19 protein-coding genes are annotated in these 24,899 nt (G+C 55.9%); 3 read left to right on the top strand and 16 right to left on the bottom strand.

Translation table 11 applies throughout. The features are described 5' to 3' along the window. Positions 1-18 precede the first annotated feature (18 nt). Both ACLI4M_RS17375 and ACLI4M_RS17370 read left to right on the top strand, forming a co-directional pair. Positions 19-1,119, top strand: a complete 1,101-nt coding sequence (locus tag ACLI4M_RS17375; RefSeq protein ID WP_133624054.1) for an FRG domain-containing protein — start codon at positions 19-21, stop codon at positions 1,117-1,119. Between the two features lie 263 nt (positions 1,120-1,382). Continuing rightward, positions 1,383-2,573, top strand: a complete 1,191-nt coding sequence (locus tag ACLI4M_RS17370; protein ID WP_133624055.1) for an amino acid aminotransferase — start codon at positions 1,383-1,385, stop codon at positions 2,571-2,573. An 87-nt stretch (positions 2,574-2,660) separates the two neighbouring features. Here ACLI4M_RS17370 and ACLI4M_RS17365 read toward each other — a convergent pair whose 3' ends face one another. The 7 genes from ACLI4M_RS17365 to cmoM form a co-directional block, all read right to left on the bottom strand. Beyond that, on the bottom strand, positions 2,661-3,290 hold the full coding sequence (locus ACLI4M_RS17365; RefSeq protein WP_133624056.1) for an MBL fold metallo-hydrolase: 630 nt from the start codon (positions 3,288-3,290) through the stop codon (positions 2,661-2,663). A gap of 43 nt (positions 3,291-3,333) precedes the next feature. Then, a complete protein-coding gene (locus tag ACLI4M_RS17360; protein ID WP_048916520.1) occupies positions 3,334-3,882 on the bottom strand; it encodes a YcbK family protein in 549 nt (182 codons plus the stop codon). Between the two features lie 187 nt (positions 3,883-4,069). Then, positions 4,070-5,923: a L,D-transpeptidase gene (gene ldtD, locus ACLI4M_RS17355; RefSeq protein ID WP_133624057.1), complete on the bottom strand. Its 1,854-nt coding sequence runs from the start codon at positions 5,921-5,923 to the stop codon at positions 4,070-4,072. A gap of 178 nt (positions 5,924-6,101) precedes the next feature. Continuing rightward, a complete protein-coding gene (gene mukB / locus ACLI4M_RS17350) occupies positions 6,102-10,550 on the bottom strand; it encodes a chromosome partition protein MukB (RefSeq protein WP_133624058.1) in 4,449 nt (1,482 codons plus the stop codon). Then, positions 10,551-11,276: a chromosome partition protein MukE gene (gene mukE / locus ACLI4M_RS17345; RefSeq protein ID WP_133624059.1), complete on the bottom strand. Its 726-nt coding sequence runs from the start codon at positions 11,274-11,276 to the stop codon at positions 10,551-10,553. Then, the gene (gene mukF, locus ACLI4M_RS17340) at positions 11,257-12,579 is read right to left on the bottom strand and encodes a chromosome partition protein MukF (protein ID WP_048916524.1); all 1,323 of its coding nucleotides are present in this window, start codon (positions 12,577-12,579) and stop codon (positions 11,257-11,259) included. The genes mukE and mukF overlap by 20 nt, the downstream gene beginning before the upstream one ends. Continuing rightward, positions 12,576-13,361 carry a tRNA uridine 5-oxyacetic acid(34) methyltransferase CmoM gene (cmoM, locus tag ACLI4M_RS17335; protein ID WP_133624060.1) on the bottom strand — a complete coding sequence of 262 codons (786 nt, stop codon included), beginning with the start codon at positions 13,359-13,361 and terminating at the stop codon, positions 12,576-12,578. Before cmoM ends, mukF begins: the two co-directional genes overlap by 4 nt. Positions 13,362-13,487: 126 nt before the next feature. Between cmoM and elyC the strand changes: the two genes are divergently transcribed. Then, the gene (elyC, locus tag ACLI4M_RS17330; RefSeq protein ID WP_133624061.1) at positions 13,488-14,255 is read left to right on the top strand and encodes an envelope biogenesis factor ElyC; all 768 of its coding nucleotides are present in this window, start codon (positions 13,488-13,490) and stop codon (positions 14,253-14,255) included. On the opposite strand, the gene ACLI4M_RS17325 is transcribed toward elyC, so the two are convergent. The 9 genes from ACLI4M_RS17325 to rpsA form a co-directional block, all read right to left on the bottom strand. Beyond that, entirely contained in the window at positions 14,248-15,141 is an 894-nt protein-coding gene (locus ACLI4M_RS17325) for a YcbJ family phosphotransferase (protein ID WP_048916527.1), read from the bottom strand. The genes elyC and ACLI4M_RS17325 overlap by 8 nt on opposite strands. A 115-nt stretch (positions 15,142-15,256) precedes the next feature. Then, on the bottom strand, positions 15,257-16,003 hold the full coding sequence (gene kdsB / locus ACLI4M_RS17320; protein WP_048916528.1) for a 3-deoxy-manno-octulosonate cytidylyltransferase: 747 nt from the start codon (positions 16,001-16,003) through the stop codon (positions 15,257-15,259). Continuing rightward, positions 16,000-16,182 (bottom strand): Trm112 family protein, encoded by a 183-nt coding sequence (locus ACLI4M_RS17315; protein WP_048916529.1) that lies wholly within the window; start codon positions 16,180-16,182, stop codon positions 16,000-16,002. Before ACLI4M_RS17315 ends, kdsB begins: the two co-directional genes overlap by 4 nt. Before the next feature lie 62 nt (positions 16,183-16,244). Beyond that, the gene (locus ACLI4M_RS17310) at positions 16,245-17,486 is read right to left on the bottom strand and encodes a winged helix-turn-helix domain-containing protein (protein WP_133624062.1); all 1,242 of its coding nucleotides are present in this window, start codon (positions 17,484-17,486) and stop codon (positions 16,245-16,247) included. A gap of 61 nt (positions 17,487-17,547) precedes the next feature. After that, entirely contained in the window at positions 17,548-18,528 is a 981-nt protein-coding gene (gene lpxK / locus ACLI4M_RS17305) for a tetraacyldisaccharide 4'-kinase (RefSeq protein ID WP_133624063.1), read from the bottom strand. After that, positions 18,525-20,273, bottom strand: coding sequence for a lipid A ABC transporter ATP-binding protein/permease MsbA (gene msbA, locus ACLI4M_RS17300; protein WP_133624064.1), 1,749 nt, complete (start codon positions 20,271-20,273; stop codon positions 18,525-18,527). The genes lpxK and msbA overlap by 4 nt, the downstream gene beginning before the upstream one ends. A 35-nt stretch (positions 20,274-20,308) precedes the next feature. Next, positions 20,309-22,573 (bottom strand): ComEC family protein, encoded by a 2,265-nt coding sequence (locus tag ACLI4M_RS17295; protein ID WP_133624065.1) that lies wholly within the window; start codon positions 22,571-22,573, stop codon positions 20,309-20,311. A gap of 205 nt (positions 22,574-22,778) precedes the next feature. After that, complete coding sequence (gene ihfB / locus ACLI4M_RS17290) at positions 22,779-23,066, bottom strand: integration host factor subunit beta (RefSeq protein ID WP_048916533.1); 288 nt, start codon at positions 23,064-23,066, stop codon at positions 22,779-22,781. A gap of 81 nt (positions 23,067-23,147) precedes the next feature. Beyond that, positions 23,148-24,824 carry a 30S ribosomal protein S1 gene (rpsA, locus tag ACLI4M_RS17285; protein ID WP_048916534.1) on the bottom strand — a complete coding sequence of 559 codons (1,677 nt, stop codon included), beginning with the start codon at positions 24,822-24,824 and terminating at the stop codon, positions 23,148-23,150. Between the last annotated feature and the right edge of the window lie 75 nt (positions 24,825-24,899).

Raw genomic sequence — 24,899 nt, 5'->3', positions numbered from 1 at the left:
CTAAGAGCGAGATATATAATGACAGAACCAACCTTCAAGGAAATTGAATTTAATGACGCAAAATCATTTTTAAATTACTTAACACCATGGAATTCTGATATCGACATACAAAAATATGTCTTCCGCGGACATTCAGATGATAATTATAAATTAATTCCTACAGCAATGAGGCGTGGTGGAAATCAGCCTGACATATATAATATTGCAAGAAGAGCATTCCGTGAAAATGCCGCTAATTATGAGTCAATAAAAAAAGTTATTGAAAACAACAAGATATTAATATTACATCAAATCGATGTTGAATATAAAGTTTTAAGGACATTTTATAAAAATGCTAATGCTCATGGATTATATGTCCCAAAGTCAAAAATTCTCGCACATTCAATGGAAAAGGAATTTGTTCACGGTTTAGCCGTATTACGCCTTTACCAAAGTGACGCATGGATGAGCAAAGAGATAGCAGAAGTAGCTACAATAGCCCAGCATTACGGCCTACCGACACGCCTTCTAGACTGGAGTTATAGCCCGCATGTCGCAGCTTTTTTTGCCTCTAACAGCACAGTAAAGAATAAATCTAAGGATAGCTACATATCGGTGTGGATGCTTAACATTGGAGCCCTTTCTGAGATACTTGATACCAATAAGTCTACTGTTAAATTTTACAACCCGCACTACCAGTGGAACGAAAATGCATTATCTCAGAGAGGATTATTCACTTACATAGAAAACGATATAGGCTCTGAACACAGGAAAAAGCATAATAAGTTTCTAAAGGACTTATCGAATGATCCGTCTATAATTAACGACCCAACTTATGAAGATATTTTCACAGAAAGAAATGAGGGGCTGGAAAAAACGATACTCTCCGAAGTGAGTAATTATAACAAAATCAAAGATGAAAAATCCAAACTAACAGATAAAGCACTTAACGAACTGATAATTAAAATAAAAATAAACTCCAAGCATGCAACAGAGATTAATAGTTTACTTAGGAAAATGAATATTACTGAAGCTACAATATTTCCAGGATACTCTGGAGTAGTTGAAGAAATGAATTTTATGTCGAAAAGAGTAAAACCGAAAACGTTACAAGGCAAAAAATACGTCATGATACAGTAAATACATAACACGTCCACATTTTGACCCAATCGCCTTGTTTTTGCTTACTTTAGATTGGGTTCCTTAACTGCATAACTCATTGTTTTATGTGCAAGTTGCTGTTTTAATTGAACATATAATCGGGGCTTCGGCCCCGTTTTTGTTTTCTGCCCTTCCCCTTTCTCTTTCTACTGCAATTTTCACGCAAACGGTTGGCAATTTACCCTTCCAGGCGGTACCCTGAGTCCTCACTTCGCTTTAGATTAAGCTAACGGACTTCGACTATGTTTGAACGTATTGCAGCTGCACCCGCCGACCCTATTCTTGGTTTAGCCGATCTGTTCCGCGCCGACGATCGCCAGAATAAAATCAACCTCGGTATTGGCGTGTATAAAGATGAAACCGGCAACACGCCGGTACTGACCAGCGTGAAGAAAGCTGAGCAGTATCTGCTGGAAAACGAAACCACCAAAAACTATCTGAGCATTGATGGTATTGCTGATTTTGGTCGCTGCACCCAGGAACTGCTGTTCGGTGCTGACAGCGCCCTGATTGGCCATCATCGTGCCCGCACCGCCCAAACCCCTGGCGGTACCGGTGCTCTGCGCGTGGCGGCGGACTTTATCGCCACGCAGACCCCAGCCAAACGCATCTGGGTGAGTAACCCAAGCTGGCCGAACCACAAAAATGTGTTTGAAGCCGCCGGTCTGGAAGTGTGTGAATACAAATATTACGATGCGGCGAATCACTCGCTGGACTTCGATGGCCTGCTAAACAGCCTGAATGCCGCTGAAGCCGGTGACGTAGTGCTGTTCCACGGCTGCTGCCACAACCCAACCGGGATTGACCCAACGGCTGAACAGTGGTCACAGCTGGCTGAGCTGTCGCTGGCGAAAGGCTGGCTGCCGCTGTTTGACTTCGCCTATCAGGGCTTCGCTCGCGGTCTGGAAGAGGATGCAGAAGGCCTGCGCGCCTTTGCTGCCACCCACCAGGAACTGATCGTTTGCAGCTCTTACTCGAAAAACTTTGGCCTGTATAACGAACGCGTGGGTGCCTTCACGCTGGTCGCCGCTAATGCGGCGGTGGTAGATACCGCCTTCAGTCAGGTGAAAGCCACCATTCGCGCCAACTACTCTAACCCACCGGCACACGGTGCGGCTGTGGTTGCGACTATCCTCAGCAACAGCGCCCTGCGCGTGCTGTGGGAGCAGGAACTGAGCGCGATGCGCGAGCGCATTCAGCGTATGCGTCAGCTGTTTGTCAATACGCTGCAGGAGAAAGGGGCGAAAGGCGACTTTAGCTTTATCATCGATCAGAACGGCATGTTCTCGTTCAGCGGCCTGACCAAAGATCAGGTGGTTCGCCTGCGCGATGAGTTTGGCGTGTATGCAGTGAACTCCGGGCGCGTTAACGTTGCGGGCATGACCCCGGACAATATGGCACCGCTGTGTGAGGCGATTGTCGCGGTACTGTAAATGAGAGAGGGCTGACCGGCACTAAGGGTCAGCCTTTACATTGAAGGGGGCGACCGTTTTTGCGGTCGCCCCCTTTTTTCAATGCGGCTATTGCAGGAACGGGTTGCTGATACGTTCACGCCCGAGCGTCGACATCGGGCCGTGACCTGCGATAAAGGTCACATCGTCACCCAGCGGCAGGAGTTTGTGGTGAATGGAGGCGATCAGGTCGCTGTGGCTGCCCTGAGGGAAGTCTGAACGCCCGACCCCGCCGTTGAAAATCACATCGCCAGAAACCAGCAGGCGGCCTGCGCGGTCAAAGAAGACGATATGCCCCGGCGTATGGCCAGGGCACAACAGGATTTCAAGCGGGGTATTGCCCAAGGTTACCGTCTCCCCCTCTTCCAGCCAGCGATCCGGCGTCAGCGGTGGGCAAGTGGCAAAGCCAAACATTTCACTCTGCGTCGGCAGCGCGTCCAGCCAGAATTTATCGGCGATATGTGGGCCAATAATGGGCAGCTGATAATGCTCTGCCAGCTCGGCGGCGGCACCAACATGGTCAAGATGGCCGTGCGTCAACAGGATTTGGGTGAGCTTAACGCCCAAATCAGCGACTTCTCGTTTGATTTTCTCCGCGTCACCGCCCGGGTCCACCAGCGCGGCTTCGCGAGTTTCCGCACACCAAATCACCGAACAGTTCTGAGCGAACGCGGTGACCGGGATAATGTGATAGTCCATAACTCTCCGTTACCGGCCACCACAGGTGCCCGGAATTTCGTTTTTACCAGTTCCGTACCGGACCGGTATCAATATGCACAAAGTTACTGCTCGGGTAGTATCCTACACCGCCTGCACGTAGCGAAAGCGCAGCTTTGCGAATATTGCTTAACGAAATTCCTTCAATGTGAAAATCCATTGCCTGACCCAGGGTGTGGTAGCTGTGCTTTGCCACGCCTTTGCTGTGCGAACGCAGCGAGTTGTTGGTCGCCAGCGAACGGTAACCGGAGATTAACTGCACGGGTTTGCGCGTATCAAGCATGGTCTGCAGGCGGTAAAGCTGATCGAACAGGTGGGGATCGATGTTCTTACTTTTGTTGGCCCGGTAGTCACGGAAAAAGTGATTCAGGCGCGCTAATTCATCCTTGTCGTAACTTTTTCCATTGAAAAACTCAGTTTTGAGGCTTTCACCGGTGTTGAGGTTGCTGAGGGTCAGCACACGAGGACGAGCAGTAGAGAGCGAGGCAAAAGCCTGTCCGGGAAGAAGTGCCACACCGAGTGCAGCGCCGCCCAGTGCTAACCACTTACGACGATTTGAGTCAAATTTATCCATGAATCTGTATTACCTGGCTGAAGTATTCGGAACGATGCATTTACTGCACCGTCCGAACCTTACCGGGGGAGAAAACATCCGTCAACCCGGCGCAGCGGAGTGTGACGCAGAGATCGCCCTCAACGCCGCTGCGCCAGCCAACTGAGCGGAGAACTCCCCGCGGGCGGAACTGCTGGATAATCAACAATTAGAGCAATAATTGACCAGCCTGCGTCAGCACCTGAGTGCCTGAGCGCGCCGTCATATCATAATTGTAAATATCTGTACGAAACTGCGGCTGACCGTCATCTGCTACCCAGGCGGTCAGGTAATAGAGATTAACCGGAATGCGGTGGCGGATTGAAACAAAGCGCGTTTCGCCCTGTTTCAGGGTGCTGCTGATGCGCGAGCCATCCCAGCCCACATCCTGCAACAGCAGGTTAGCGAGGTCCGAGGCGCGGTTCACGCGCACACAGCCTGAGCTGAGCGCGCGAATATCTTTCTGAAACAGGCCGTGATTAGGCGTGTCGTGCAGATAGATGGCGTCCGAGCTTGGCATATTAAACTTGTAGCGCCCTAACGAGTTGGTGGCCCCCGGAGCCTGGCGAATGCGATACGGGAACGAGGCGGCCGAAACCATACTCCAGTCAATCATTGATGGGTCGATCACCTGCGCATCGCTGCTCCAGCCTGACAGCAGCGTATAACCGTGTTTATACAGGTACATCGGATCCTGCTTCACCTTCGGCACAATATCTTTGCGCACCAGCGTGGTCGGCACATTCCACGGCGGGTTGAGTACCACATTATTCAGCGCGCTGCGCATCAACGGCGTTTTACGGTCCGGGCGGCCAACAATCACCCGCGAGGATAAAATCTCGCTGCCGTTAACGTAGTAAGCCAGCGAGTAGTTCGGGATATTCACCATGATGCCGTTGTGCATATCATCGGGTAGCAGACGCAAACGCTGAATGTTCAGCGCCAGCAGCGAAGCACGCTGCTGCGGCGAGACGTTTAACCACTCGCGGGTGCGCGTGCCAATTGCGCCATCCGCTTCCAACCCCTGCCAGCGCTGGAAGCGTTTCAGCGCCTCAACCAGCTGTGGCGTGTAGATATTGTCAGCATTGACCGGGATAGCCTCGCCCTGCACGTTACCGACGTTATTCGGCACTGCAGGTGGGGGAATATCCGTGGTGGCAGTGGCAGACGGGCTGACAACCGCGTTGGTATCTCGCTGCTGCGGCACGACAGCATCCGGCTGTGCGTTATCATCGTCATGCACCAGCGGGGCATCCACGGCTCCGACCACTTCGGCAGTCGGTTTCGGCGGTTCATTGGCGGCAGACATCATGCCGGTGCGCTGTAAAATGTCGCGCAGCGCCGGAACATCATCACTCACCTGCCCCGGTTTTAACGTTTGTTTATCCCGCAGCTGCGGCCACGGGCGCGCATCCGCCAGCAGGGTTTTCAGCGCCTGATGCATCAGGGCATATTGCGGGTGCTGCGGGGCCAGGGACTGCACAAAGCCGCTAAGATTGCCCTGCGCCAATGCGCGCTGCCACTGATTGATCGCCGCCATTGACGGCGCTTCCATCTTGTAAGGGGCATTGCTATACAGCCAGACTTCACCCTTGCTCGGCACATTGGAGGTGAATTGCAGATAGCCCAACATGGCGTCAGACAGCACCACATCACGCGCCAGCCCGCTAATTTGCGGATCGGTCAGCTGTTTGACCCAGCGGGTAAATTGCGGCTGCACGCCGGAAAGCGCAACCTCAGCCAGCTGCTGCTGGAACTGCTGCACGGCCTGTTGATCCTGCCACATCAGACGCATACCGTTTGCGGCATACAGTGGGGTGAGATTCTTCAAATAAAACGGCGTGCTCCCATGAGGGAAAGCCGCACTGATTTGTGCCTGGCTTTGAACCACGCTAACGGTCGATGACGCAGGTGCGGAAACAGGTGGAATACCTGCCGCTGCGGGGGACATGTATGTCAGTCCGAACATCAAACAGTAGCCAAGCGCAACGGCCTGAGCGGATAACGATTTCTTCAGCAACATCCCTTGCCCCCTGTGTAAGCCAGCTGAATCAAAGAACAGCAGCAGTTAGTCATTGTTATAAGTATAGAAACAGAAAACGGCATCTGCCTCTTCCGTTGCAAATGCCGTTATCCAGAGTAATCTGGCAGCAGAGATTTTACCACTGCACGCCATCATTTTTTATATTTTTAGTCCAGGATTATGCCTCAGCTTCGGCGCCATTGCTGGTCACCGTCGGCTCGGCAGCGAAGCCGCGCAGACCCACCACATGAACATGCTCAGTATTATTAAACACCTTACGCACCAGCTTATAGGTCGTCCCCTTTTCCGGGCTGATGTTTTCAGGCGCCGCGATGATCAGCTGCATTTCCAGACGGTCACACAGTTCGAACAGCGTAGCGATGGATTTGGCATCCAGACGCGCCGCTTCGTCGAGGAACAGCAGTCGGCAAGGCGAGATATCTTTTCCGCGCAGGCGGCGTGACTCCTCTTCCCAGCTCTGCACCACCATGACCAGAATGGACATCCCGGTACCGATAGCTTCACCGGTCGACAGTGCACCACTCTCTGCGCGCAGCCAGCCGTCGGAACCACGGTTAACTTCAACTTCCATTTCCAGATAGTTACGGTAATCGAGCAGCTCCTCACCGATGGTTTGCGGCGTGCGCTGCCCCATATCGATCTGCGGGTTCAGGCGCTGATAGAGTTTCGCCAGCGCTTCCGAGAAGGTCAGGCGATTGCTTTTAAACAGATCCTGATGCTGCTCATGCTGTTCTGACAAAACGTCAAGCAGGGTGGAGTGGGCTTCACGCACGTTGACGTTCAGACGCACACTTTTCACCTGGCCAAAGCTGACGGCCTGCAAGCCCTGGTTCAGCTGGCGAATACGATTCTGCTCGCGCTGAATGGTTTTACGAATAATGTTCGCTACGCTGCGCGAGCTGATCGCCAGCATCTGCTCGCGTGCGGTTAACTCTTCGGTCAGACGATTCAGTTCGATCTCCATCTGCTCGATGGCTTCGACCGGGTCATCCGTGCGGATGATATCCTGACGGATACGCTCGCGCAGGTGCTGATATACGGCGATAAAGAACTGAATTTTACGCTCAGGACGTTTAGGATCTTCCGACAGGCGCAGTACATCGCGCAGATGTTCGTTATCCGCTACCGCCAGACGCAGCGCACCCAGCGCCTTATCCGACATTGAACGCAGCTCGTCCCCGCCAAGATACGCCAGCTCACGGCGATGCAGTCGACGCTCGACTCCGTTGTCTTTCACCAGGCGCAGTACCGCCACCCAGCCCGCTTTAGCACTGACGACCTGCTCGCGGCCCACCTGGTATTCACGTTCCAGGCGGCGCAGTTTTTTCTGCAGCGCATCCATTTCGGCTTCACAGAAGGTCAGCTGTTTTTCCAGCTGATTACGGCGGGCACGATTATTGCTCAGGGCGCTATACAGTTCATCACGGCGCATACGCGCACGCTCTTCGGCACTGGAGTCCGCCTGTACGCCAATGTCCTGCATCTCCTGCTGCAGCTCTTTCAGAATGTCGCGCTTGGCGTCATAGGAGCTTTTCAGCGTGGCCAGCAGCTGAGAATACTGCGTCAGCTGGGCCTGATGCTGGCGCAGCTGGTCGCGGGCACGCGCACGTTCAGCCTCGGCATGCTCCAGGCGCTGACGCAGCTTCTCGTTGAGATCGCTGTTGCCGTCAAGCATGCCTGCGGAGTCGGTATAACCAAAGTGCGCGCGGCGCTGTACCACTTCCGTCAGGGCAAACGCCTGCTGACGGGCATCGCGCTGCTGCTGCTGCGCCTGCTGATAATCCAGCTTCAGCTGTTCATGCTGTTCCGGGTCGCTCTGCAATACGGAGAGGATCGGCTCCAGCTTCGCCAGCTGAGCGCCGTGCTGCTGGATAAAGCGTGCGGCTTCCTGCGCTTCATCCAGCTTTTCCAGAATCTCTTCGTAACGGTCGCGCAGGGAATCATCCAGCAGCAGGCTGACGCGCGGCATCAGGCGGTTAAGCTGAGCTACGCCCTCTTTCGCCTGGTCAAACTGCTGGCGCTGCTGCTGGTTTTCGCTTTCATGGCTGCTCAGCGCGCGCTCAACTTCCGTGCGGCGATTGTTCAGCAGGCGCATTTCCGCTTCCGGATCGGACTCAAAGGCCACGGCGAGGTGGCTGCCGATAAAGCGGCTGAAGGACTGGTGCAGACGCTGGGTTTTCTGCACGTCAAACGACAGCGTGGCGTAGCGCTCGGCCAGGCCTTCCCGCTCGGTTTGCAGCAGCTCCAGCTGATTCTCACGCGCCGCACGGCCAAACAGCGGCACTTTCGGGAAGCGTGAATAGCGCCACTGGCGATCGCTGGCCTTGACCACCACCGCTTTTTCCAGCTCTTCAACGTTGAATACGCTGTCATCAAACGACTGCGGGTCCCCTTCAATCAGATAGAGATCTTCCGGGCAGTCATCCATGCCGTCGAGCAACTCACGTACCCGTGACAGGTCCGGGACGACAATTCCATGGCGCGCCGGGCCGTACAGCGCGGAGAAGTACGGCGCATCGTCGATGGTGACATCGTCATAAATTTCGGACAGCAGCACGCCGCCAAAGCGCTCAGCGAGGTTGTTAAGACGGGGATCTTCGGCTCCGCCAGGCTGGCTGAGGCGCTCGATCTGCTGCTCAATTTCACGCTTGCGGGCAGAGACTTCATCACGCTCAACCGTGGTTTCGCGCTCGCGCTCCAGCAGCTGCTGCATAAATTCGGTAACCTGCTGGCTGTTTTCCAGCACCTGCCCGGTCTGCTCGCTGAGCTGGGAAAGGATCTCCTGTGCGGCCAGCCACTGCGGCGCCTGTTTGGTCAGGCGGGCAATACGTTCGCGCAGCTGTTCCAGCTCCTGGCGCATGTTCATGCGGCGCTCACCGGCGTCGGACACGCTGTCGCTCAGCTGCTCAATCTGCGCTTCCAGCTCATACTGCAGGGCTTCCAGCTCTTCAGCATCGACCTGCTTACCGTGGCGCTTGCAGAACTCGCTCAGCAGGCGCTCGGCATCCTGCTGTTCGCGCAGGCGCTGCTCAAGTTCGTTAATGCGGCTACGCAGCGGCTGCAGCTGTTCAGCGTGATAGCGCTGGTTGCCCGCATCGCGCAGCAGATCGCGACCGACCTGCCAGGCTTCGCTGCGGCTGACCGGCCCGGCAATTTTGGTTACCAGCTCGAAAGCCTGTTCAAACTGGCTGTGCGCGGCCTGCGCCACGCTCATTTTCTGCTCCAGCATCAGTAGCTTACTGGTCGCTTCCTGCTCTTTCGCCTGGAAAGTTTCCTGCCACTCTTCAGCGTTATCAACGCTAAGGTCGCTCAGCTGGCAGATCTCTTTCGCCCGCTGCAACGCGGTCAATGCCTGCTGGTACTGGATAGCGCGGGTCTGCTGCACGTCCAGCGCCTGCTGATAGTCAGCCAGCTGGCTTTTCAGCTCGTCGACTTCCAGCTCGGCCGCTTCGCTGCGCGCTTCGTGTTCTTCCTGCAGCTCACGCGCTTCAGCCACCACTTCGTTCTGCTCTTCCAGGCGGAAGGTCAGCTCTTCGAGATCGGCATCATAGCGGTCAATTTTTTCCTGCTGACGCAGCGCGGTTTGCACCAGGTTGAGGTGATCGCTGGCGGCCTGATAATCGGTTTCCAGATCGCTCTCTGCGCCGTTATGTTCGGCCAGCTCACGCGCCATCTCGACCGAACGATACTGCTCCGCGGCCAGCTGCTTACGGCTGGTGAACAGGTCGTTACGCACCACCATCGCAGCATCGAGGTGAATGCGGCGCTCGTTAGCATGGCGCATATAGTCTGCGGCCACGTAGCTGGTCGCTTCGGAAATCAGGTGCTTAAACAAGTCGCGGTCGGACTGGGTGACGCGGATCGCTTCCAGCGTCATGCGGTTTTCACGCAGCGCCGCTTCCATATCCTGGAAGGCTTTACGCACCCCGCTGTTTTCCGGCAGCAGGTAGTCACGCAGCGAGCGGGTAATTGCGCTGGAGATCCCGCCGTACAGCGAGGCCTCAATCAGGCGGTAATATTTGCTGCGGTCGGCGGCAGAGCGCAGGCGGCGCGCCACGATACCGAGATCGAACATCACCGAGTGGTAGTCAGTAATCGAGTTGTACTGTTTGAACTGTACGCTCTCGCTACTTTCGAATTTGTCCTTCAGCTCGCTGAGCGGCAGCACCCGTGCCTGGCGCGCATTCACCGTTTCGGTGAGAATTTCAGTCGGGTTAATCGACGTCGGCAGGCCATGGATGCTGAACGGTTTAATGTCCACTTTGCGGTCGCGGCCGGCAACCTGCTGCAGGCGCACGCCGACAATCACGCGCTCGTGACGTGAGTTCATCACGTCCAGCGCGGCGTAGCACACGCCGGGGCGCAGCTTACCGTGCAGGCCTTTATCACGAGAACCCGATGTGGCGCCCGCTTCGGTGGTGTTACGGAAGTGCAGCAGCGTCAGGTCGGGGATCAGCGCGGTGATAAAGGCCGCCATGGTGGTCGACTTCCCGGCTCCGTTACCACCCGACAGCGTAGTCACCAGCTCGTCGAGGTCAAAGGTACGGGCAAAGAAACCGTTCCAGTTAATCAGCGTCAGTGAGCGAAACTTTCCACGTTCAATCATTTATTCTTCCTCTCCGCCGTCCGGCTGGTTGCGTTCTGCCGTACTTTCGCCGTCGTCGGTTTCATCTGCCAGCGCCAGCCCGCCGTCAAGCTGCATCGCTTCACCGTCACGGATCAGGCGCAGCTGCGCTTCACGGGCATCATCCCCGCTGCGCACGTCGGCACCGAAGCGAAACACGGATTCAGTGATGCGGAATTTGCTGCTGTCGTTGCCCATAAACCACACCATACCGAGGCGGCGCAGGCGGTTTAATGAGGCGCGCATTTTTTCCTGCAGCTTCTGGCGGTCAAGGTCAGAGCCGGTCGAGCGCTGGTTAACCAGCTTCAGCAGCCTGCCTTCATCGGCCAGCGACATCAGCTCATCATGCAGCTCCTGCTGGCTGAAGATCCCTTCATTGGCCAGACGTTCCGGGCTGAGGTAGAGATAGCAGAGAATTTTGCCGACCATCATATCCAGCTCGGACAGCACCGAACGCGGGATAAGGGTGGTGGAGCGCGGGCGCAGGTAGAAGAAACCTTCCGGGGCGCGGATTAGCTCCACGTTGTAGCGCGCGTAAAACTCTTCGAGAAATTCCTGATAATCCATCAGGAAGGCGTGCTGATCTAACTCATCGATGCCGATATGACGGCCTGCACGTAACTGGCTGTCCAGCGCCGGAAAAATCGGGTTAGCCAGGGCCTGGGCCAGCTTTACCGGCATCACTTGTTCAATATTTGTCGATGACATGTGCCTGCACCTTGGCTCCGTAATCATTAATGGTCTGCCACTCAGCGGACAAACCGGAGAAATCTGCTTCGGCCACGCCTAAGCGCACGGCCTGATCGACGACAATTCTCGCCACGTCGAAGTGACGCACGCGCGGGTATTGTGTCAGGTATTCGCGCATCACGGCGCCGAGATCCAGCGGCTTCTGCTGCGCTTTGTAGATCGCCAGCGCCTCTTCAATCATTGCCGCCAGCTGTTCGCGGATCTCATTAAACTCTTCGTACTCCAGCTCTGACGGCAGTTCACCGGTGACTTCTTCATTACGCAGTGCCAGCTCTTCATCGCGCATATCGTACAGGCGCTCGGCATTGGCATAGGTGAGCGCCCACGGCATCTCAAAATAGTTCTGCACCGAGACGCGCAGCCGCTGGGCGAAGACGCGGTTTTTATCCATATCGATGGCGGTACGGATAAATTTATGGACGTGGCGATCGTAGCCAATCCACAGATCGATAGCCTGCTGGCCCCAGCTGATAATACGGTCGAGCTTGTTTTGCAGGTCAAAAACCAGCTTGTCGACAAACCCCAGATCCGGGCTGTTCATCGTCGCATCCTGGATGCGCAGCAGATTGGCCTGCAGCTTATCGCCCGCGGCCTCGAGCGTATCCTGCAATTCGCGCAGCGTGCCGGAAGTTTCGTTCAGCAGCAGCTCACAGCTGGAGATCGCCGCGCGCCAGTCTTTGTTCAGCAGCTGCGCGATATCGTCTTTTACCGCCTGCTGCTGCTCATCCATGATGCGCTGCGTAATGTCGATACTGTCGAAAATTTCCGCCACGGAGTATTTCAGCGGCGCGAATACGTTGCGGTGCCAGTGGAACTCATCGCCATCTTCATCGGCGGCGTCGGCGGCGCGCTTCAGCTCACCGGCGACGATCGACAGCTGCATCGACAGGCGCAGCGTGGAGAACTCGCGCTGGCGGATGTAGTAATCGGTAATGCCGATCCCCAACGGCGTCAGGCGATAGATAGCATTCCCTTCGGAGTGTTCGCTGGTAAAGCGGTTGATCAGGCGCTGGCGTACCATATCGTTGATGGCATTGTTGGCGCGAACCAGCACCGTTTCGCTGGTCTGCTCAAAGCCATCGCTGACGTGGCGGAAGGCATCAATCAGCTCGCCTTCACTCATTTCGCCATCCATGCGCTCCCCGTTGAGGGTGGCAATCGCCAGCAAAAAAGCCAGACGTTCGGTCGGCAACGTGACGGAAAAATCATTTTTTCGCGCCCAGGCCACCAGTTCCGGTACAGTCTGGGAAAAATCACTCATAGTTCGTCCTTCTGAATGGGTTTCCGCGCTGTGACGTGGATGTAACGCCCTAAACTTAAAAACGGCTCCTGGCGGCAATACTGCTTTTCCAGCGCCAGAACTTCATCAAACCGCTCACTCTGCTTGGTTTTATCCCGCAGATAGTCGTGGAAAACCCGGATGCCGGTTTTCGTTTCAATGGTAAAGCCGCATGCCTCAAGCCAGGCATAAACCTGCTGCGGATCGCGCGGGTAGTCCGGGGACAGGGTTTTCTTTTTGCGTTTGCTTAAGCCTGCCTGCAGATAGCCGAAATTGCCCAGCACCATGGTCTGCATCAGCAGGCCGTTGACGTTATAAAACATCAGCGACAGCACGCCTCCGGGCTTCAGCGCATCATACAAAGCGGCCAGCACCTGTTGCGGTTCGGCTACCCATTCCAGCACAGCGTGAAACAATACCAGATCAACCGGCTTATCCAAATGTTGCACGACCTGCTGAGCGCTAATTTGTTTAAATTGCATGTTGCCGCTCACACCTTTTTCCAGCGCTAAGCGGCTGGCGCGGCCGATCATCTCCTCTGATACGTCGCACAGCAGCACCTGATGACCACGCTCTGCCATGCCGCAGCCGGTCTGCCCTTCCCCGCCGCCCGCATCAAGCACCGCAAGCGGCCCGGCAGGAAAGGTACTCAGCAGCGCGTCGAGATCCTGCCAGAGGATCGCCTGGCGAATGCGGCCTTTGGTGGTACCGTATATATTTTGTGAAAACTTTTCTGCGATATCATCAAAGTTGCGATCCTGCATACAGGCAGCTCCAGCGTTCAGGCGTGATTCAGTCGGGTATTTTGGCATACACTGGCAATAAATGAACCTCTCAGTCATCGCTTCGTTTCCGGGTGGCGTTTTTTCGGACAAAAGGAGTCCTTTTTCATGCTTTTCGCGCTGAAAAAAGTGTTCGGCGGCCTGCTGCTGCCCCTGCCCATGCTGCTGTTAATCATGGCGCTGGGTATTTTCTTGATCTGGTTCAGTCGCTGGCAAAAGAGCGGCAAAATTTTGATCTCCGCCAGCTGGATCTTGTTGCTGCTGCTCAGCCTGCAGCCGGTCGCCGATCGTCTGCTGGCGCCGATCGAAGATCGTTATCCCACCTGGCACAATCAGCAGCCGCTCGCTTATATCGTGGTGCTTGGTGGGGGTTATACCTGGAATGACGCGTGGGCACCCAGCTCTAACATGCTCAACAACAGCCTGCCGCGCCTGACGGAAGGCATCCGCATCTGGCGTGCCAACCCGGGAGCCAGGCTGATTTTTACCGGTGGTAGAGCGCAGAACAATCCGCTGAGCTCTGCTGAGGTGACGTCGCGCGTGGCGCAGTCGCTGGGCGTACCTGCCGAAGCGATTATCACCCTGGATAAGCCGCATGATACCGAGCAGGAAGCCAGTGAAGTGGCGAAAATTGTCGGCGAGCAGCCGTTTGCACTGGTGACGTCAGCTAACCATCTGCCCAGAGCGATGATCTTTTTCCAGCGCCAGGGGTTACACCCCTGGCCGGCGCCTGCGAATCAGCTGGCGGTCACTTCTCCACTCAATCTGTGGGAAAGGGCGATGCCGAACTCATTCTGGCTGGGACACAGTGAGCGGGCGTGGTATGAGAGCCTGGGCCGCTTGTGGCAATGGCTGAAGCCGCAAAGCGCTAGCTGAGCCACGGCAGCAGGGAGCGTGCGGCCAGCTTGAAACGCGGCGGGTCAAATTGTGTGGTGTGGATCAGTCGCGCCACCTCCTCCCACAGGATATAGAGCCAGCGGCGGGCAACAAAGCCCTCCGCCACCGGCGCGCGCTGCAGATATGCGCTGAGAATCGCCTCCCCGGCAACGGACTCGCACAGCGGGTAAAGGTCAAACTCACGCGGTGCCCACAGCACCGTACCGGGATTGATTATCGCCTGCAGCCGGTCGCCCCAGGCTTCTTTCACAATGCTGCTCAGCGCGAGGTTGCCATGAACCAGCACGCACGGGTCGTCAAAACCGGCAAACAGGGCACTGAGGCAGGCACGGCTGCGAAACAGTATCTGGCGGTCGTCGATATCCAGCGCTGACGGCTGCAGATAATTTAGCGTCGCCCACAGCACCTCAATGCGCTGCGTATACCATGCAGGCCAGCGATTTTGCTGAGTGCTGTCCACCGTGCCGACCAGGCCATGGCTGTCAATACGATGCCAGGAGAGCATGCCCTCGACGATTTGCTCCTGCAGCTGCTGCCAGCGATCGGGGGTGCGGGTCGGCGCTTCAACCGAGACGCCGCCGATCCGCTCGATCAGCAGCACTTCGTGCTGCGGGGGCTGCTGGCTGATCACCAGCCCGTAAACGGCGGGCACGCGCACTTTCCCCTCACGCGCCAGCATCGACAGCTTGTGGGCTTCCTGAGCGGCAATACCCTTCATTGAGAAGTATTTCGCGACCAGCGGCAGTGAATAGCCGCTGTCATCATAGAGGGTGTAGAGGCTGGCATAGGGTTGCTGGCTGATGCATTCAACCCGGCTGACAGTTTCACCCAGTACCAGTTCGAGTTCAGATCGCAGTTGTTCCATCCGCCCTCCTTTCAGGCAGGCACGCTTAACATGGCGCTGAAAGTGGTGATTTGCTCAGCATGGGATCAAATTTGCAGGCAGTAGATCGGGGCTGCGAATGCACCCCCGATTAAACTCAACGCATGGCCGCACGGACGCGCAGCAGATCTTCCGGAGTATCGACCCCCACGCTGGGAATGGCTTTCGCCACGTCAACGTGGATCTTCTCGCCGTACCACAGCACGCGCAGCTGCTCCAGCAGCTCTATCTGCTCCAGCGGGCTCGCTTCCCAACCTACATAGCGGCGGATAAAACCGGCACGGTAGCCGTAAATCCCGATATGACGCAGGAAGTGGTCGCCAATGGTGTCGCGTGAGGCTGAAAAACGCTCGCGATCCCAGGGGATTGTGGCGCGCGAGAAGTAGAGCGCATAGCCGTTAGCATCGCGCACCACTTTTACCGCATTCGGGTTGAAGGCCTCTTCCGCAGAGTCGATCGGCACCGCCAGCGTCGCCATACCGGCACTGCTTTTAGCCAGATTATCTGCCACCTGACGGATAATCACCGGGGGTATCATTGGCTCATCACCCTGCACGTTGACAATCACCGTGTCATCGGCGAACTGGTAGTGCTCAATCACTTCCGCCAGGCGCTCGGTGCCTGACTGGTGATCGGGGCGGGTCATGCAGACCTCACCCCCGGCTGCCGTGACGGCACGCGCCACATCCTGGTTATCGGTAGCAACGATCACACGTTCAGCACCGGACTCCAGTGCGCGCTCCATGACGTGGACGACCATCGGTTTGCCGTGAATATCCACCAGCGGTTTACCCGGCAGGCGGGTAGAGGCAAAACGCGCCGGAATAATCGCCACAAAACTCATGGATGGCTCTCTTCCAGGGTCAGCGTACGCGCTTCAACTTCCAGCAGTACAGGAATTCCATCACGCACCGGATAGGCCAGCCCGTCTGGTTTGCACACCAGCTCCTGCAGATCTTTGTTGTAATACAGTTTGCCATGACATACCGGGCAGGCAACAATTTCAAGTAAACGATGATCCATGGTTCCTCCGCAATGAACCCAGTTTTGCAAGCCTCAAGAATACCATAGCTGCACCAGAGCAGTTACCCGCCGGCCACGAAAAAACCGCTCCCGCACGCTATTTTCCAGCGCGCGGGCCAGGCCGTTGCCATCGATGCCGGAAGTTTATTGACCTCGATCATTTCAGCGCCCTGCCAGCGGGCAAACTTTGTCAGCGCGCGCTGCAGATCGCCCAGCAGTTGCTGCGTGACGCGCACCTCTGGCTCAAGCCACAGCGTTTTGACCTGCAATATTTTTTCCTTGCGCAGCATGCGCGCATCCAGGCGGCCTTTCAGCGCGCCACGATGCAGGATCGGCAGAACAAAATAGCCGTATTGCCGCTTCGCCTCCGGCGTGTAGCACTCCAGGCGGTAGTCAAAGTTGAACAGCTCCAGCGCTCGCTTACGGTCCCATACCAGCGGATCGAACGGTGAGAGGATGGCGGTGTGCGTGGCGGCCTGTGGAGCGTCAAGCTGGGCGAACAGCGTCTGGTGCACGTACAGCGTTCCAAGGCTTTCGACCTGTACTGAGCGCACCGTGCCCTGCTCCAGCCAGCGGGTGATTGCCTGAGTGACGGGCGCCCGCTTCAGGCGGTAATAGTCCGCCAGCCAGGAGGGACGAAAAATACCCAGGCTGGCCGCGCTGTTCTCCAGCATGCGCTCAGTGGCATCCTTTTCCGTCAATGCATGCAGGGCATCATCCCATTCAGGCAGTACCCGCTGCCGCAGATCGTAGACGCGCTGGAAGTTACGGCGCTCACTGACCATTAGCTCGCCTGCGCTAAACAGGTTTTCCAGATGACGCTTGTGCGGCTTCCACGCCCACCAGCCCGGTTTCTGCCCTGCCGGAGCAGCAAAATCTGCCGATCGCACCGCGCCATTCTCACCAATATGCGCCAGCAGATCGGCGATCTCCTGCTGATGCTGATCCATCCATGGCTGATTGTACTTCCAGCCTAAAGCCGTCGGATTGAGCATACGGTGGCGCAGCAGTGGGTAATCTTCAATCGGGATAAAGCAGGCTTCATGCGCCCAGTATTCAAACAGTTTACCGCAGGCCAGCGCCAGTTCTAACCAGCTAACCGGGTAGTCTCCCAGGCGGCTGAACAGCACCAGATAAGGGCTGCGCGCCACGACGTGGATGGTGTCAATTTGCAGCAGCGACATGCGCCTTATCGCGGCCAGCAGATCGTCAAAACGCGCTTTATGAGAAGGTGGCCGCAGTAAACCCTGTGCCGCAAGGTGCAGCTGGCGAGCCTGAACCAGTGAGAGAGTGACTGCCGTCATAATGCCATCCATAAAATTCAGATGGCTTCAGTGTAGCGTTTAGTCGGTAATGACGGAGAATTTAGCGAGGAATTAATGCACTGATTTTGTTCAGTAACGCCGCGGACTCAGACTGTGGTAACCGTGCATCCACCGGCAAATACCACCAGTCAGCGGCGGCGAAGGCGCGCGCTTTCACCGCGTCTTTCTCGGTCATCAGGAGCGTTTGCCCGGGGCCGATCAACGCATTCAGCGCGTCGGGGCTGTAGTTTTGATGGTCGGCAAAAGCCACTTCTTTCTCCAGCGTTACCCCCTGCTGGCGCAGGGTGTTGAAGAAGCGCGGTGGATGCCCAATGCCGGCCATTGCCACCACGTTCTTCAGTTCAGCCACCGGGCGCTGCTCACCGGATTGCAGATTGACCGCCATACCCGGCACCAACTGCATCGCCAGCTCGCCAGGCTGCGCTGTGCCGCCATTAGCGATAATCGCACTGACGCTGTTCAGGCGGCTGCTGCGCTCGCGCATTGGCCCGGCAGGTAACCACCAGCCATTACCAAAACGCCGCTGACCGTCGATCACCACAATTTCGATATCCCGTGCCAGCGCGTAGTGCTGCAGGCCATCGTCGGTAACGATAATATCCACCTGCCCGCCGTTGACCAGCGCTTCAACCGCCTGACGACGTACCGGAGCCACCGCAACCTGCGCAGAGGTACGCTGGTAAATCAGCACCGGCTCATCGCCCGCTTCGGCGGTAGTCGTCTGCGCCCCCAGCACCAGCGGATAGTTGTCGGCTTTGCCACCGTAGCCGCGCGACACCACGCCGACGCGCAACCCGCGCTGTTGCAGCGCCTGCACCAGCCAGATGACCACCGGCGTCTTGCCATTCCCCCCGGCGGTCAAATTGCCTACCACCACCACCGGGACCGGGGCGCGCCACGCCTTACGCCATCCCCAGCGGTAGCTGAGGCGCAGCAGATTGCTAATCAGCCCGTACAACAGGCTGAAAGGCAACAGCAGCAGGTAAAGCGCGGAGCGTCCGCTCCAGATGCGTTCGATCATTGACCAAATTGCATCTTATGAAGCTGGGCATACACGCCGCGTTCCGCCAGCAGCACTTCGTGGCTACCACGCTCGACAATCAGGCCATCTTCGACCACCACGATCTCATCGGCTTTCTCGATTGTGGACAGGCGGTGAGCAATCACCAGCGAAGTACGGTTTTTCTGTAGTTCATCCAGTGCGGCCTGAATAGCACGCTCGGACTCGGTATCCAGCGCGGAGGTTGCTTCATCCAGGATCAGGATTGGGCAGTCGCGCAGCAGCGCACGGGCAATGGCAATACGCTGACGCTGGCCGCCGGAGAGCAGCACGCCATTCTCACCAATCACCGTATCCAGTCCCTTATCCATCTTGCCGATAAAGTCCATGGCGTGCGCCATGGTGGCCGCTTTTTCGATATCGGCACGGCTGTACTGCTCGTGACGCGCATAGGCGATGTTATTGGCAATGGTGTCATTAAACAGGTGGACGTTTTGTGATACCAGCGCCACCTGGTTACGCAGTGATGCCAGGGTGTATTCGCGCAGGTCGTGACCGTCCATCAGGATTTCACCCTGCTGAATATCATAGAAGCGCGTCAGCAGGCTGGCCATGGTGGATTTACCGGAGCCTGAGCGGCCAACCAGCGCCACAGTTTTACCTGCGGGAATGCTCAGATTAATGTCGCGCAGTGCGGGAATATCGCGCCCCGGATAGCTAAAGGTCACATTGCGGAATTCAATATCGCCTTTAGCACGCTCGATAGTGCGCTTACCGGTATCCACTTCCTGCTCGCTGTCGAGGATCGAGAACAGGGTCTGGCAGGCAGCCATGCCGCGCTGGAACTGTGCGTTGACGTTTGTCAGCGATTTCAACGGGCGCATCAAAGCGATCATGGAGGAGAACACCACGGTAATGGTACCGGCGGTCAGCGTTTCCATTACGCTTGGGAAGCTGGCGGCATACAGTACAAAGGCCAGAGCCAGCGAGGCAATCAGCTGAATAATCGGGTCAGAGATTGATGAAGCGGAAACCAGCTTCATACCCTGCTGACGCATGCGATTGCTGACGGTATCAAAGCGCTGGCTTTCAATTTCCTGGCCGCCAAAGATCAGCACTTCTTTATGCCCTTTCAGCATCTGCTCAGCGCTGGTGGTGACCTGCCCCATGGTGTTCTGCATATTTTTACTGATGTTGCGGAAGCGCTTGGAGACCATGCGAATCGCAAACGAAACGATCGGAGCCAGAACAATCAGGATCAGCGACAGCTGCCAGCTGTAGTAAAACATCATGATAAACAGGCCGATGATCGAAGCCCCTTCGCGCACCACGGTAACCAGCGCGCTGGAGGAGGATGAGGCAACCTGCTCAGAATCATAGGTGATGCGTGACAGCAGAGTCCCGGTTGACTGCTGGTCGAAAAAGGCGACCGGCATGCCCATCATGTGGCTGAACAGGCGACGCCGCATGCCCATTACTACGTTACCGGATACCCAGGAGATACAGTAGCTGGAAGCATAGCTGGTAATGCCACGGATCAGCATCAGGCCAATCACAGCCAGCGGCATCCATAGCAGTACGGAACTGTCCGCTTTGCCAAAACCATCATCGAGTAAAGGTTTCAGCAGTGACAGCATCAGCGTATCGCCTGCCGCGTTGAGGACCAGCGCGATGGCTGCCACAATCAACCCGGTTTTGTATGGCACAATCATTGGCCAGAGACGACGGAATGTCTGCCAGGTGGAGAGATCTTTATCCAGATGCATTATTTAACCAGCTTTAGATGAAATAGCCGCTTATTCTAGCCGGAATCGCGGAGTACGCCAAACCACTGATGGTACCAACGGTTCATTATTTGTTCTCTTAATCCTAATACTTGCCAGTAATCTCCGTAAAAACGCGCGCTCAGCTGTCCGGAAAGGGCGGTATCACGCCATTCGACGTGATTTTTGCCATAGCGCTGAATAATTTGTACCGCAGGTAAACGCCAGGCGCTATAGCGGGCAGCGGACGCCACCGCCACGCGGGGATTGACCGCGCGCAGAAAAGGCGGCGAGGAGGATGTCCTGCTGCCGTGATGCGGCACCAGCAGGAGATCGGCAGCCAGATGTGGCCGCTGTGTCGCCGTCAGTTTGAGCTCAGCAGGGGCTTCAATATCACCCGTTAGCAGTACTCGCCATTTGCCATCGGTGATGGCAATGACGCAGGACTGATTATTGCCCTCGCCCCTTTCCCCGGCTGGCGGCCACAGAGCGCTAAACTGCAGCCCCTGCCACTGCCAGCGCTCGCCCGTGCGGCAGGTTAAGTGACCGGCACGCCCCAGCGCACTGCGCACGCGGGCTGTCGGGAAGGCCGCCTGCACGCTCTCCAGGCCGCCAATATGGTCAAGATGTGCATGGCTGATAATAATATTTGTCACGGTAAGCCCCTGCCAGGCTAGCCACGGCAGGATCTGACTCTGCGCCATATCGCCCGTTGGCCAGCGGTTGCCGGTATCGTACAGCGTGGCCTCTCCGTGGCGGGAAATCACCACGGCCAGCCCGTGACCGACATCCAGCGTATCCACCCGCCAGGCAGGCTTCTCACTAAAATAGCGCCAGCTGCTCAGCAACAACGCTGCGCTCAACAGCGTAAGCGGAGAGGAACGCCACCAGCTAAACCTTATGCTGAGAAACAGCAGCCAGCACAGCAGGCTGGCAGCGGTCAGTGTCTGATCTAAAGTGAGCCAGCCGTGCGGGAGGCTCCCGAGCGGCAGAAATACCAGTGCCAGCGAACGATCGACCCCCTGCCAAAGCCAGAGATTGATACCGGGCAACCGATTAGCCATCAACGCGATCAACATCAGTGGCACGGTTACCAGCGAGATCAGTGGAACGGCCCAGAGATTCGCCAGCAGCGCACTCAGGCTGACCCCGTGAAACAGCACTGCCTGTAGCGGCATCATCAGCAATAGCATGCCCACCTGCAGATGCAGCAGCCGTAGAAGAAACCAGCGTTTTTTTCGTGCAAACTTCGGCGGCAGCGGAAAAAAGTGATACCACAGCAGGAGCCCGCCCACGGCCAGCGCCGACAGCCACAGGCTGTCCGAAAGCACGCTGAGCGGATCAACGAACAGGATCGCGGCAATGCACACACTCCATACCTGCCAGCCATGGCAGCTGATCGCCCGCAGGCGCAGCAGGTTCCAGCTTATCAGTGCCAGCATCGCACGCATCGCCGGGGCATTTCCGCCGGAAAGCCAGCAGTAGAGCAGCCCAACCAGCAAACTGCAGAGCAGCGGAAAACGGTAACCAATAGCCCCGGCAGGCAACAGGTATTGAACGCCACGGGCCAGCAGCCAGCCGAACGTGGCGGCGAGAGCAATATGCATTCCCGATATCGCCATCAGGTGGGCCGTCCCAGTCTCCCGCAGCAGTTGATTCGTTGCGCGATCCACTTCTGCTCTTTCGCCAAACGCCAATGCAGAAATCAGCGCCTGCCAGGGCAGGCCGCCATAGTTCTGTTGCGCGGCACGGATTACCCTGGCGCGCCAGCTGCAGGTGTTATCAGTGACCTGTGCCGCCATCACCCTGCCGGTCATGGGTGTCGCATTGGCAAGAGCAAAGCGCTGCCGGTCAAAGCTGCCTTCGTTCAATAGCGCATGCACCGATCTCAGCGCCAGCTGCATCTGCCAGCGCTGCCCCGCGCAAAAAGCGATAGGCTGCGGGCTGACTTTGACCACGGCGTACAGCGGGGGAAAAAGCATGTGTTGCTGATAGCGCCAGACTCTGATTTTAATGCGCTCGCCATCAGGCAACACATTCTCGATGATTACCTCTGCCTGCAAAGGCTTACGTGTTAATTGCTGAATGTTTTCCAGCAGCGTATTACCACTTCCTGCTGACCAGACAAACAGCAGCAGCACTAAACCCATTTTTGCGGCCATAGCCCAGCGCAGCTGTGCAAGCAACAGCGCCAGGCAAAGCAGCGCGGTGCTGGCCCATCGACCAGGCAGCTGCGATAAAAAATTCAGCGGTACCGTCGCGGCGATAACACTCCACGCCAGCTGGTTTACGGTTAACAACATTGCGGCTCCCTGCGTATCCTTTACCCAGTTTCCCGCAGCAAAGATTCGCGGTCAGCCAGAGGCTGTCTGATGCTGGGGGCGTCTCGCAAACAATCGTTTTAAGTTGCCGCGTTTGCCGGCGATTTTGCGTATCGGCTTCCACTTGCGCTGAATTTCAGGCAAAAAAAAACGACACCGAAGTGTCGTTTTTTATGCATAACTGCTTTTAGTCGCCGTAGATATTGGCACGGTCGCGCAGCTCTTTCCCTGGCTTGAAGTGTGGAACGTATTTACCTTCCAACTCCACTTTGTCACCCGTTTTCGGGTTACGGCCAGTGCGAGGTGCACGATAGTGCAAAGAAAAGCTGCCAAATCCCCGGATTTCGATGCGTTCGCCCTGTGACAACGTCGTTGCCATGTGCTCCAGCATCTCTTTTACCGCATCCTCAACAACTTTCGCCGGAATATGAGAGTGCTGGCCAGCAAGTCTTTCAATCAGTTCTGACTTGGTCATAAAACCTCCGGTTAATCCCTTTAGGGGAAAGTTTTGACAGTTAACGACGCTACAGGGCAGCTTGCGCTGCCCTTAAAGCAATTACTCGCCTTTAGCTGCTTTGAATGCTTCAGCCATAGCGTTAGAGAAGTTGCCTTCTTCCGGTTTGTTAGTGTTAACCGTATTGATAGCTTCTTTCTCATCAGCCTGGTCTTTCGCACGAACAGACAGGCTAACAACGCGGTTCTTACGATCAACACCGGTGAATTTAGCTTCAACATCGTCGCCAACATTCAGAACCAGAGTTGCGTCTTCTACGCGGTCCAGCGATGCTTCAGAAGCACGCAGGTAACCTTCAACGCCGTCAGCTAATTCAACTGTAGCACCTTTAGCGTCAACTGCAGTCACTTTACCGTTAACAATTGCACCTTTCTTGTTCAGAGAGATGTAGTTGTTGAACGGATCTTCTGCCAGCTGCTTAACGCCCAGGGAGATACGCTCGCGCTCTGCGTCAACCTGCAGAACCACAGCTGCGATTTCGTCGCCTTTCTTGTATTCACGTACTGCTTCTTCTCCGGTAGCGTTCCAGGAGATGTCAGACAGGTGAACCAGGCCGTCGATGCCGCCGTCCAGGCCGATGAAGATACCGAAGTCAGTGATTGACTTGATTTTACCTTCAACACGGTCGCCCTTGTTGTGGGTTTCTGCAAACTGCTGCCATGGGTTGTTTTTGCACTGCTTCAGACCCAGGGAGATACGACGACGTTCTTCGTCGATGTCCAGAACCATAACTTCAACAACATCACCAACGTTAACAACTTTAGATGGGTGAATGTTCTTGTTGGTCCAGTCCATTTCAGAAACGTGTACCAGGCCTTCAACGCCTTCTTCGATTTCAACGAAGCAGCCGTAGTCGGTCAGGTTAGTTACACGACCAGTCAGCTTGGTGCCTTCTGGGTAACGTTTCGCGATAGCAACCCATGGATCTTCGCCCAGCTGCTTCAGACCCAGAGAAACACGGGTACGCTCGCGGTCGAACTTCAGCACTTTAACCGTGATTTCGTCGCCAACATTCACGATTTCGCTTGGATGCTTAACGCGTTTCCATGCCATATCAGTGATGTGCAGCAGGCCGTCAACGCCGCCCAGATCAACGAATGCACCGTAGTCAGTCAGGTTCTTAACGATACCTTTAACTTCCATGCCTTCCTGCAGGTTTTCCAGCAGCTGATCGCGCTCTGCGCTGTTTTCGGATTCGATTACCGCACGACGTGAAACAACAACGTTGTTACGCTTCTGATCCAGCTTGATGACTTTGAACTCAAGCTCTTTGCCTTCCAGGTGCAGCGTGTCGCGCACTGGACGTACATCTACCAGTGAACCTGGCAGGAACGCACGAATACCGTTCAGCTCTACAGTGAAGCCGCCTTTAACTTTACCGTTGATAACACCGGTAACAGTCTCAGCTTCTTCGTAGGCTTTTTCCAGCGTGATCCATGCTTCGTGACGTTTAGCTTTTTCACGAGACAGCAGGGTTTCACCGAAGCCGTCTTCTACTGCATCCAGAGCAACGTCTACTTCGTCGCCAACCTGAATTTCCAGTTCGCCGGCTGCGTTCTTGAACTGCTCTGCAGGAATTGCAGACTCAGATTTCAGACCCGCATCAACCAGAACGACGTCTTTGTCGATAGAGACAACAACGCCACGAACGATGGAACCCGGACGGGTTTCGATTGTTTTTAAGGATTCTTCAAATAGTTCAGCAAAAGATTCAGTCATATTGATAATCTTCAGGATTCTTCAATTTAACGTCCACCTGACATCCTGACGGGTGGGGTTGTTTCACATGCCCCA

Source organism: Erwinia sp. LJJL01 (assembly GCF_047300805.2).
Taxonomy (GTDB): Bacteria; Pseudomonadota; Gammaproteobacteria; order Enterobacterales; family Enterobacteriaceae; genus Erwinia; species Erwinia aphidicola.
The sequence above is the reverse complement of the archived record's forward strand: the minus strand, read 5'-3'. Positions and strand labels throughout refer to the sequence as shown.